Annotated in this window: 14 protein-coding genes; 6 read left to right on the top strand and 8 right to left on the bottom strand. The window is 59.2% G+C overall.

The genetic code is table 11. The annotated features are described in order from the left end of the window. Positions 1 to 115: 115 nt before the first annotated feature. Genes OXS49_RS31600 through OXS49_RS31585 form a run of 4 tightly spaced genes read left to right on the top strand, consistent with a single transcriptional unit; the run spans position 116 to position 1386 of the window. Positions 116 to 433, top strand: a complete 318-nt coding sequence (locus OXS49_RS31600) for a hypothetical protein (RefSeq protein ID WP_267428518.1) — start codon at positions 116 to 118, stop codon at positions 431 to 433. A gap of 33 nt (positions 434 to 466) precedes the next feature. Then, positions 467 to 838, top strand: a complete 372-nt coding sequence (locus OXS49_RS31595; protein ID WP_267428517.1) for a hypothetical protein — start codon at positions 467 to 469, stop codon at positions 836 to 838. A 40-nt stretch (positions 839 to 878) separates the two neighbouring features. Next, the gene (locus OXS49_RS31590; protein WP_267428516.1) at positions 879 to 1046 is read left to right on the top strand and encodes a hypothetical protein; all 168 of its coding nucleotides are present in this window, start codon (positions 879 to 881) and stop codon (positions 1044 to 1046) included. Then, positions 1039 to 1386 carry a hypothetical protein gene (locus tag OXS49_RS31585; RefSeq protein WP_267428515.1) on the top strand — a complete coding sequence of 116 codons (348 nt, stop codon included), beginning with the start codon at positions 1039 to 1041 and terminating at the stop codon, positions 1384 to 1386. The genes OXS49_RS31590 and OXS49_RS31585 overlap by 8 nt, the downstream gene beginning before the upstream one ends. 122 nt (positions 1387 to 1508) lie before the next feature. Here the strand turns inward: OXS49_RS31585 and OXS49_RS31580 are convergent, their stop codons facing one another. The 8 genes from OXS49_RS31580 to OXS49_RS31545 all read right to left on the bottom strand — a co-directional run bounded on the left by OXS49_RS31580 (position 1509) and on the right by OXS49_RS31545 (position 6286). Next, positions 1509 to 2024, bottom strand: a complete 516-nt coding sequence (locus OXS49_RS31580; protein WP_267428514.1) for a hypothetical protein — start codon at positions 2022 to 2024, stop codon at positions 1509 to 1511. 248 nt (positions 2025 to 2272) lie between these two features. Next, complete coding sequence (locus tag OXS49_RS31575; RefSeq protein WP_267428513.1) at positions 2273 to 3319, bottom strand: DGQHR domain-containing protein; 1047 nt, start codon at positions 3317 to 3319, stop codon at positions 2273 to 2275. A gap of 38 nt (positions 3320 to 3357) precedes the next feature. Then, the gene (locus OXS49_RS31570) at positions 3358 to 3732 is read right to left on the bottom strand and encodes a helix-turn-helix transcriptional regulator (protein WP_267428512.1); all 375 of its coding nucleotides are present in this window, start codon (positions 3730 to 3732) and stop codon (positions 3358 to 3360) included. Between the two features lie 40 nt (positions 3733 to 3772). Further along, positions 3773 to 4027: a type II toxin-antitoxin system RelE/ParE family toxin gene (locus OXS49_RS31565; protein WP_267428511.1), complete on the bottom strand. Its 255-nt coding sequence runs from the start codon at positions 4025 to 4027 to the stop codon at positions 3773 to 3775. A 103-nt stretch (positions 4028 to 4130) separates the two neighbouring features. Next, complete coding sequence (locus OXS49_RS31560) at positions 4131 to 4895, bottom strand: DUF3102 domain-containing protein (RefSeq protein ID WP_267428510.1); 765 nt, start codon at positions 4893 to 4895, stop codon at positions 4131 to 4133. Positions 4896 to 5033: 138 nt separating this feature from the next. Further along, on the bottom strand, positions 5034 to 5318 hold the full coding sequence (locus OXS49_RS31555) for a phage antirepressor N-terminal domain-containing protein (protein WP_267428509.1): 285 nt from the start codon (positions 5316 to 5318) through the stop codon (positions 5034 to 5036). Between the two features lie 182 nt (positions 5319 to 5500). Beyond that, a complete protein-coding gene (locus OXS49_RS31550; protein WP_267428508.1) occupies positions 5501 to 5704 on the bottom strand; it encodes a hypothetical protein in 204 nt (67 codons plus the stop codon). Between the two features lie 165 nt (positions 5705 to 5869). After that, positions 5870 to 6286 (bottom strand): hypothetical protein, encoded by a 417-nt coding sequence (locus tag OXS49_RS31545; protein ID WP_267428507.1) that lies wholly within the window; start codon positions 6284 to 6286, stop codon positions 5870 to 5872. Positions 6287 to 6306: 20 nt separating this feature from the next. On the opposite strand from OXS49_RS31545, the gene OXS49_RS31540 reads away from it, so the two are divergent. Beyond that, on the top strand, positions 6307 to 6771 hold the full coding sequence (locus OXS49_RS31540; protein WP_267428506.1) for a hypothetical protein: 465 nt from the start codon (positions 6307 to 6309) through the stop codon (positions 6769 to 6771). A gap of 850 nt (positions 6772 to 7621) precedes the next feature. Continuing rightward, positions 7622 to 8032: a hypothetical protein gene (locus tag OXS49_RS31535; RefSeq protein WP_267428505.1), complete on the top strand. Its 411-nt coding sequence runs from the start codon at positions 7622 to 7624 to the stop codon at positions 8030 to 8032. Positions 8033 to 9164 lie beyond the last annotated feature (1132 nt).

Genomic DNA, 9164 nt, shown 5'->3' with positions numbered 1-9164 from the left:
CCGACCCGTCGCACCCTGACGGCGGCCGCTCATCAGCGGCCGCACCGGGGGGTCCGGTGGATTACGGCCCTGCGCGCCGGCGCGCGCGGGGCCGTTCACGCTCACGAGGTCTGCGATGCGTGGCTCTCTCCTGCGGACCGGCGGCACAGCTGCCCTGACCGCCCTTATCCTCTGCAGCGCTCAGCCGGCCGCCCAGGCGCGCGATGGCATAGGCGTCGGCGCCGCTGTGGGGCTCGGCGTCCTTGGTGGCGTCGTCGCCGGCAGCGCGATCGCCTCGGCTAACAACGGGTACTATCCCGGCCGTCCGGTCTACCGCGCGCCCGCCCCAGTATATGTCGAGGAGGACGTGGGCCCGGTCTGCCACTTCGAGCGGCGCGGCTACATCGATCCCTACGGCGACGAGCACATCCGGCGCGTGCGGGTCTGCCAGTAGGCCAAGCTCGAGCGTCGAGCTGAGGCTCGTCGCTTGGAGATCTCCGAGAACCTGCACCGGGCCGACCTGACGACCCTGCAGCGGAACGAGCAGATCGCCGAGTGGATCAGGCTCACGGAGGCGCAACAGGCCGAGGGAATTTCTGTTCAAGTTGAACAGAAACCCAAGCGCGGGCGGCCGGAAGGCGGGGTTAGCGCAGCTTCTCGCGAACTCGGCGTGCAACGCTCTGAGGCAGTTCGCGCCTTCAAGATCGCCGGCATTACGCCTGAGGCAAAGGAAGCTGCGAAGGCTGCCGGGCTCGAGAACAAGCAGAGCGCCCTGCTCAAGGTCGCGCAGGCCATGCCTGAGCGCCAAGCGTTCGCTTTTCGTACCACTGTGATCCCGGCGCGGCAGCCAGCCGCATAAGGCTCAGCTACGGTACGGGCGTCTCCTCGAGGCGCCTGCCATGCTGATCTCTGTGCCTGCCTTCCGTCGCTGCATGTTACTCGCGCTCATGCTCGCCGCCCTGATCGCGCTGGCAGATGGCGTGGCTCGCCATGAGCTGCAGAGAGCCACGAGCGAGATGGCCTATGCCGTGGCGGGCGCACAGGTGGCCGACGCGTCTGATGAGTAGCCGGCTGACGCATATCCGGGGCTCGGCCCTGCTCATCACGCTTGCGGGTGTCGGGCCGGCCTCGGCCCTTACGGCCGAGCCGACCGACCTGCCTGCGCTCGAGCGTGCCTGGCACAGCTGCGTGCACGAGGCCTATGACAGCCAGCAAGACCGCGGCAGTCGGGCCGGCCGAGAGCGGAACGCCCTGGACGAGTGCAAGCCGCATGAGGACGCTTACGTGGCTTCCCTGATGGCGGCGCGGCCTGATGATCCCAACATGCCCGTGCAGGGCTGGGCTCGAACCTGGGCGGCCTACGTGGTGGATCCGATCACCGCCTGGATGGAGGCATTGCGGCACTGATCCGTCCCAGTATCGCCAAGCACAACACGAATGAGCTTTTTAATCCTTTTGAGCTGATGCCGCTTTCACCAAAATCATAGACGCTAGAAATTGAGTAGCAATCTCCAACACATAACATTTATTTAAGTTAGAAATTGATCACTACCCAAGTTATTTATTCCGGCAGACTCAAGGCATAGATTTACATGGTCATGATCAGTTTGATCAAATGTCATGCCAAGACCGGCAAGGGACGACCTGGATCGCTTCAAGCATTCTACTGGGAACGCCAAAGCCGCATGATCGGCATCAAAAGCATATGAGAAGGCTGCGTCGGTCACGTAGGCCTTCAAAGCAGCCTCAATTCCAAGCCTATCAATTTCATTAAAACAACCGGGCACTACTGGATCTGGAAAACGGGGGTTTTTATAGTTTACATTTTCTCGCAGTTTAGTCATCCAAGCGTATGCGCGCTCTAGCGCTATGTCGCCGAGCAAGGGATTGTTTGGGAAGGTCGTTTCAAATAGGCTCCATGTTATTTTGTGCGTTACGCCTTTTTCATGATGAGGAGTATTATTTACTTGTGTAGTTACACTGAATGGAATCGATTTATTATTATTTATAGGAACATAAAAAATTCCAACACCGTTCGATGCCATAAGTGATCTAACAGAGTAGAAGCAGCTATAGTATAATTTAACGATCGCCCAGGAAAAATATGCAGAACTTATACCATTGAGAGCATCTAACAAGCTTATTATAGATGAGTAATGCATATCAGCAGCATCTGCGTTCAACGCAGATGTGAGCAATGGAGCCTGGATAGCACTAAGCTGAAAAGCTTTAGCTGCTGGAACAGAGTGAGCAGGTAGCCACCTGAGTAGACTGGTTGCAGCTCGGTGGGGCATCAGAGTTCGAAGCCGGCTTTCTTAGTCTCAAGAGGCATGAAGGACGCCACGAGACGATCAAAGACTTTTCGCGGCGCATCTTTCCCGCCAAGACCTTTAATTTCACTTTGCCTTATCAAATCTCCCCGGTCTACGAGTAAGGCCTCTGATATGACAGATTTTTTGAAAGAGTTCTTCAAAACACAATACGGTATGATCTTTAATTGCAAAAATTCAACTGCACCTATAAAGCCGCCCGCATATAGGAATGCGTTGTCTTTCTCCTCCCATCGATCCCCCGTTTTATCTTTTAGAGCTAGAAAGAAATTTTGAAAGATCTGTCTTTGAACCTCAAGCGACGTAGCGCCGATCTGATCAAATAAGCCCTTCTCCTCAATGAGCGGTTTGATTGCCGAGACAGCCGTCGAAAGCGCAACGCCTCCGCGTTGCCGGGGCCCATTTGGAAATTTTATCAATCCCTCATATGCTTGCCCCGGTTCATTAAGAGAAGCTGCTATATCACGAGCTCTGGCTGCAGCCTGGTCTACCAAATCATCACTAGCGATATCGTATAAGTCATAGACCAAGCTCTTAGGAACTGGCCTCTGTTCTGTGTTAATTGAAAGAAATATGTCTGCGCATTCGATTGTTGATAACCCTATATAAATGGCAACCGGTAGCAATTGGTGACCAAGATGCGGATTTTCTTCGATTGCTTCTCTAAGACCCGCAACTCTATGCTGACCATCAATTATTTGGGCCGACCTTGCAGTATGTGGAACCCTAAGTTCCCTTTCGTCCCAGGCTAATCGACCCGTTACCCAGTTTAACACAATGCTTGCTGGAAAATCGCCACCGTGCAATGCAAAGTTTTTTATCCCGGCAATGCGACTATTGTTTAAAAGTCGCTGAACAGCTCCCTCCTCATCGTCTCTGCGTCTGACTGAGGCATAGCTCACAAGAGTGACAAGTGCGGCAGGTAGGGCAGTCAAAAAGAAAGTTTTACTTGACTGCTCAATCGGAATATATGGGACTAATGTCGATGTTGCCGTATCAAATACTGGCATGGTAGTTATTGCCTTTTATACGACTAATTATTCTGAAATCAGCCTAGCAGTTCATCTAGACCAATCGCGAGCGCCTCGGCCAGCTTTCGGTACGTTTCCACAGTACCCTCGCGCTTCCCCGTCTCGATCTGGGAGAGGTAAGCTTGCCCGATGCAGGCGGCTTCAGCCAGCGCCGCCGCCTTCATGCCTCGGTGCTCGCGCCAGACACGCACGCGGCTCTCGCCAGATAGCAGCCGGTCCACCACCACGGCGGGCACAAGCTCCTCCTCGCCAGTGGCGAACAGGCGGCGGAACTGGGCCACAGCTGCGCGATCCGCCCCGTCCTCGGCCGCCTCCACCAGTGCGGTGTACTCGGCTTCAGGCAACACCACGAGGCGGTCGCCAGCTGGTGTAGTAATCGTCTGCGCGTCCATGGCGGGTGCTCCTTTGAGTGGGCGATGCCCTATGCCAAATTCAATCATAGACGCCCCCTCGAGGGGCGATGCGGATTACAGCCAACACGTGTCCATCCTCAGTGAACACCACGCGCCAGTCGCCCACCCGAAGCCGCATCACGCCGGGCTCGCCCTTAAGCACTGTCACGTTGTTGGCCAGGGACGCTGGATCAGCCGCGTACTGCTCTACCTTGCCGCGGATCAGCTTTGAGGTGTTGGTAGGCATCCGGGTCAATGCCCGGATCGCCGCCTTGCTGTAGGCGATCTCTAGCACGTGTCACTTGTGGCTTACTGAGATCAAGGTATCACCCCTTGTTACACAACCAGCTTAAGATTTTGGCATATTACATTGCAGCGAGCATATAGGGCGATACAGCTTAGACATGCTCAAATCTAGGTAAATCCTCTGTCGGAAGATTGAACCAGCGGTTCAGATATGCGTCCCGTGCTTCCTTCGGCCATAGGTTTTCGTTGTCACCATAAAGCGTAAGGCTTATCAAATTTACAATAAGATTGTGCTGCATATTGATTTTTGTAGTGCCTTTGAAATCTATAACCGAAGAAATAGTTGCCTGTCTTAACGGAAATCCTTCTGCAATCAAGACCAGCGGCACCTTGTTCACATCGACCGGACGCTTCCAGGCTGATGTGCCCCAGCAAGCCTCGCCCCCATCTGGATCAAAGTAGTAATGCAGTTTCAGCGCCGCCTCCCCATCTGGCGACCAGAGGAAGATGTCATGCTCCCGAGTGCTATCGGCGTGGCAGAGTTCGGCGGGCTGGCCCATAGGCGCCTGGATCTTCTCACCCGCCACAAGACGGATAAGCCGACCAGCCGGCAATGATAGGTCGGGAGCCTTGCGCCGGCCCACCCGTGTGAGCGTCGCTCGGAGCCCCAAATCCGCAACGGTTGCGGATTTCAGCCCCGTACGCGCCAACCGCATGTAGCCCTGCGCTGTTCTCTCGGACATGCCCAGGTTCGCCCGGAGCCATGGAAGCCACTCACCATGCCCCACGGCGGTCTTAGCCTCGATGAGAAGGTGACCAGCAGCCAGTGCACGTTCAGCCGAGAAGCGGGCTGCTGAGCGTGCTTCTTCGTGAGCTCGGCGGATTTCTCCGACAAGGACAGGCAAGCGGTTGCTCATCGTATGCTCCTGCTTGGCGACCGGGGGGGGCGTAGCGCCAACCAGATATAGGCCGCATGCCTACAATATGCTATATCTGAGCCAGGTGTAATATCGCTTTTCGCAAAACCTGGTAGGTTTGTTACCAAACGGCTGTGCTCAGATCTTGGCCGGATTGGAAATTTTGGCCGGGTTAATGGCGGCCAGCCACATCGGATACCGGCGCAGCGGGATGCACGTCATCTCGTACTGCTTGCCGTCAGCGCCAGTCGTACGGATATCCGTACGACTGAAGCGGCTGGCATTGGTTTCGAGCTTGTCGCGCTGGCCGCCCCAGCTAAGCCCCATGCCCTCGACCACGGGGCGCATCACAACCCAGCGCTCGCCGGCGTGTTCGAAAATTGCCAGGGGGCTGCCGTGAAAGTCGAGCCCCCGCAGAGGCAACGCCTCAGTCCGCTAGGACAAGGGCGAGCAGTGAAAAGACGCTGGCAAGCCCAAACGTGCCCGCGATGAGGGTTGCGATCAGGAGCATTTGGGAAGCCTCGAGCACCGAAAGGCGCAGCTTCCTCGTGAACGTGCATAGCCATGCTCGGTTGCGCTCGGCCGATGGCGGAGCATCGCCTGGCTCAGCCGTCGCTGTCGCCATCGCCAGCGTCGTGTCCGGCGTCCAGCAGCCAGTCCAGCAGGTCGAAACCGGCATCGCCTCCCACATCGTCGGCAGGTCTGCGCAGCGGCTTCTTTGGGTGCTCGGCTCGCACCTCGGCGAACAGCTCGCGCGCGAGACGGTCCAGCGCATCGTCCGACAGCACCCGCTCTCGCCCGGCCGGCATGATCGCACTCCTCGCTAAGCATCGGCCGCTCGGCCCCACCCCGATCTGCTCACGGGGCGGGGGAGCGTCCGATCTCACCAGCGGTCGGGCCCATACGCAACTTGGCCCGAAAGCATGGTGCCAGGGAGCGGTTACGGGCGCGTGTACGGCGCCCGTGTGCCGATTTCAGTACCCGTAGTACCCGTAGCCGTAAGGCCGGCGGTAATAGCCGTACGGGCCACCATAATAGCCTACGGGAGCGTAGCCGCCGTACCCGTAGCCGTAACCGCCGTAGGGATAGCCGTACCCACCAGCGAGGCCGTATCCGAGGGCGGCACCCGTAGCCAAGCCGAGGCCCAGCCCCAGGCCGCCGTAGCCGTATCCGCGGCCATACCCGTAGCCGTAGCGACCGTAGCCGCCGCGGAAGCCGCCGTATCCGCCCCGGAAGCCGCCATACCCACCGCGGAAGCCGGCGCCGCGGAAACCGCCGCCAAAGCCGCCGCCATGGAAGCCGCCGCCGCCAAAGCCACGCGCATCAGCCCCGGTGGGAACGAACGCAAGGGCGGCCAGCAGCGCCGTTGAAGCAAGTGCAATACGTTTCACAGGATCATCTCCTATCCAAGATGATCCAAGAACACGATCAGCTGCGCCTCGGATCCCATGAGGGGAAGTACAAGGCGTCGCAGATTTGTATCAACGTGTTTCTGATAGACAAAAAAGCCCGACCCAAGGGAGATGATCCTGGGCCGGGCATATCTGCATCAAGCAATACGGGGCGGTGCCACTCGATACAGTTGCCAAGCCAACACATCATGCGAGACAGAGTTCCCCGCCGCTATCCGCAGACAGGCAAGCATGCTTCATCGCGCTGTCAGCTGCACCTGTGGGTCCTTGTCTCGAAACAGGTCATGGATGGCGCGGAAGGGCAGCAGGAGCAGCTTGGCGACGCCGTGGACGAGCATGACGGCGACAACGGCGAGCAACGCCAGAACAGTATTTCGCATGCGGATACTCCCGGCGGCGTGAGCACGGCGGGCCGCCCCCGCCATTCCCTAGAAGCTGGCACCCCAAACCTGGCGAAGTCGTGAATGCCTCGAAGGCGCTGTGGAAAACCGCCGGAGCTCCCTTGGCTGTGCCCATGGTGAGACTCACGACAGGGGCAGCTGGGGAGCCGTTAACCATGCCGAAGCCGCCCAACCCTGACCTGTTCGCCGCCGCCGGGCTCGAGCTCGAGGAAGACGCCCCCAGAAATGGGGGCATCTCACACCCGAAGCGCCCCCGGAAGCCCAAGCCGCCAACGCCGACCGAGCGCGCCGCGGCCGCTCGCCTTGAAGGCGGCCGCCGCTCTCGGGCCCCGTCGAGCCTCAGCCAGCGCGCCAGGGTCGGCATGCCGCGCGACCTCAGCCCCGCACCCGTGTTGGCCTTCCCACTGGCCCGGAATGCGGCCGTGCTCGCGGAGACTATCGCGCGCTTACCTCATGGTTACGCGCCTGATCTGGATCGAAAGCGAGATCAGGAAGTGATAAATCTGGAAAAGCGCTTGCTTCGGCGCGGATTACCGGGAAACGTTGCTTGGCGATGTGCCCGAGAACTCGTGCATGTTGCCTACATTGAGCGTGTACAACAAGCCCATAAGGAGGCCGGTATCTTATGACAGCAGCCCCGAAACGGGGCGGGGACGTGCAACAGGACAAAAAAGAACCCTCACGGCTGGCACCGGAGGGCTCAAAGAAGAAGTCTCACTCGTGTGATCCTGTATGTAGCGCGCCTGACGCCCATAACCAAGAGCAGCCGCGGACATCGCGTAAACCGCCACCGCATATCCTAATCCCTGCCCGCATACGTCGTCGGCAGATCTCGGCGTTGCTCTGGTACCGGCACGACGGGCCATGCAGAACCGATGACGCGGAAGGCTGGCTTGAGGAGATTGCCATTCACTTGGCGATCAGCTGCAAGCCTGATCCCCTGCCCTTCGTCGCAGAGGAATGGAGGCAGAGGTACACGCCCGGCCTTACGCCTGCATTCGTGCTCGAGGTCCTCTGCCGAGTTCAGGCCATACGACCGTTCTACACCTCGGAGGATATCGGCCGGCGCCTGCGCATGACGTACGATGAAAAGGTGGCCCTGCGCATCACGCACATCGCTCCCTTCGACGTCGATGCCGAAGAGGTCAGAGCTCGCAAACTCGCCGAGGAAAGGGCGCGGGTGAAAAGCCACCGACTGGCAACGGGGAAGACCAAGACCCCACGTCAACAGAGCATCGCCCGTACGATCCCGCGGCGACCCGGCGAGACAACAGGCTCCTATTACCGGCGTGTGAAGCGGGAAGGCTTGGCCGCCGTAGGCTGAAGCGGAAAGTTTGTACGTGGTACCTCGTGGGATATGGCGCGTACAAACTTTCCGGGGCTTTGGTCTCGTCTAGGCGCAGGCGGATCGGGGCGCTCCAGGCGACCCCGAGCCCGCCCCTTCCGTGTAGGGCGAGGAAGCTGGACGCCGTGACGCTTTGGAGCAAAAGGAGAAGCCGTAGCTCTCACCCTGCGCCTGCGCGCGAGCCTCACGAGGCCGGGTCCGTGCGCTCGCTCGCGCTGCCTTGGGGGCAGACGCGAGCGCCCGGCCCCTTGCCGCGGCGCCTGTAAGAAGAGGACAAAGGGCGGCCACAACCTAAAGCCGCAGTTCCTCGGCAGCGTAGCGAGGGGCTCCGAATGGATGGACAGACCAAGGCGATCCTCGCGCTCGACCCCGAAAGCACAACCGCCCGCGGATCCTCAACTTTCGCGGCTCGTATCGCCGGCGATTGTGGTGCTTGACCTTGATATCCTGGCCTTGTTGCGTCACATCTCAGGTCACGAGCGCGTGTTGCTCTATCGATCACGAGGCCCGCTTCCGCGGAGCGCGCCTTTGCGTGTACCCGAACGGGGCAAGCCGTGACCGCTGGCAGGAGCCAGGATCAACGCCAGCTTCGAGGCCTCGTTCGGCTACACGCCGAGCGGGGCCTTGTCGTGTCAGCCTGGCAGCACGTCTGGCACCGATCTCGGCGTCACGAACGCGACGCCCACCATATTGGTGCGGCGCCATACTATTCGAACAGTTTGAGGATGTGGATCACGCCCAACTCTAAGCTCAAACATTCGCGGCACTTCAGTACCGGGAGCAAAAGCAATACATGCGCCTTGCACAGAAATATTTGTCACGACACAGGGAATTTCGTCAGCCACCTTGGCAAAGGCGGCAGCGCCGGGCAGAGCTGTTCTTGCGCGGTGTTTGACGCGACGTTCGAGCACGAAGATTTCTCACAAGAGGCGTTTGAGAGCTTACCATTGACCAGCAAGGCTTAAAGCTTGGCCAATAGAGTAGATGACCGCCCTCTTATCAAGATTGACGGCAGAGCTCATCCCGTCGTGCTACTTAGAGGCGCGAGGCTGCCTGCTCTGAGAAGGCCGCCCGCGTCTGGCGCGCCAAATTTGGCCGCTGGCTGGCGCTG

The sequence above is a fragment of the Methylobacterium sp. GC_Met_2 genome (genome assembly GCF_026540795.1).
Classification (GTDB): Bacteria; Pseudomonadota; Alphaproteobacteria; order Rhizobiales; family Beijerinckiaceae; genus Methylobacterium.
The sequence above is the reverse complement of the archived record's forward strand: the minus strand, read 5'-3'. Positions and strand labels throughout refer to the sequence as shown.

Bases quoted from the DNA above. Each gene is read 5' to 3' on its own strand.
- OXS49_RS31600 (WP_267428518.1), top strand. From the start codon at position 116: ATGCGTGGCTCTCTCCTGCGGACCGGCGGCACAGCTGCCCTGACCGCC.
- OXS49_RS31590 (WP_267428516.1), top strand. From the start codon at position 879: ATGCTGATCTCTGTGCCTGCCTTCCGTCGCTGCATGTTACTCGCGCTC.
- OXS49_RS31585 (WP_267428515.1), top strand. From the start codon at position 1,039: ATGAGTAGCCGGCTGACGCATATCCGGGGCTCGGCCCTGCTCATCACG.
- OXS49_RS31580 (WP_267428514.1), bottom strand. From the start codon at position 2,024: ATGGCATCGAACGGTGTTGGAATTTTTTATGTTCCTATAAATAATAAT.
- OXS49_RS31575 (WP_267428513.1), bottom strand. From the start codon at position 3,319: ATGCCAGTATTTGATACGGCAACATCGACATTAGTCCCATATATTCCG.
- OXS49_RS31570 (WP_267428512.1), bottom strand. From the start codon at position 3,732: ATGGACGCGCAGACGATTACTACACCAGCTGGCGACCGCCTCGTGGTG.
- OXS49_RS31560 (WP_267428510.1), bottom strand. From the start codon at position 4,895: ATGAGCAACCGCTTGCCTGTCCTTGTCGGAGAAATCCGCCGAGCTCAC.
- OXS49_RS31550 (WP_267428508.1), bottom strand. From the start codon at position 5,704: ATGCCGGCCGGGCGAGAGCGGGTGCTGTCGGACGATGCGCTGGACCGT.
- OXS49_RS31540 (WP_267428506.1), top strand. From the start codon at position 6,307: ATGATCCAAGAACACGATCAGCTGCGCCTCGGATCCCATGAGGGGAAG.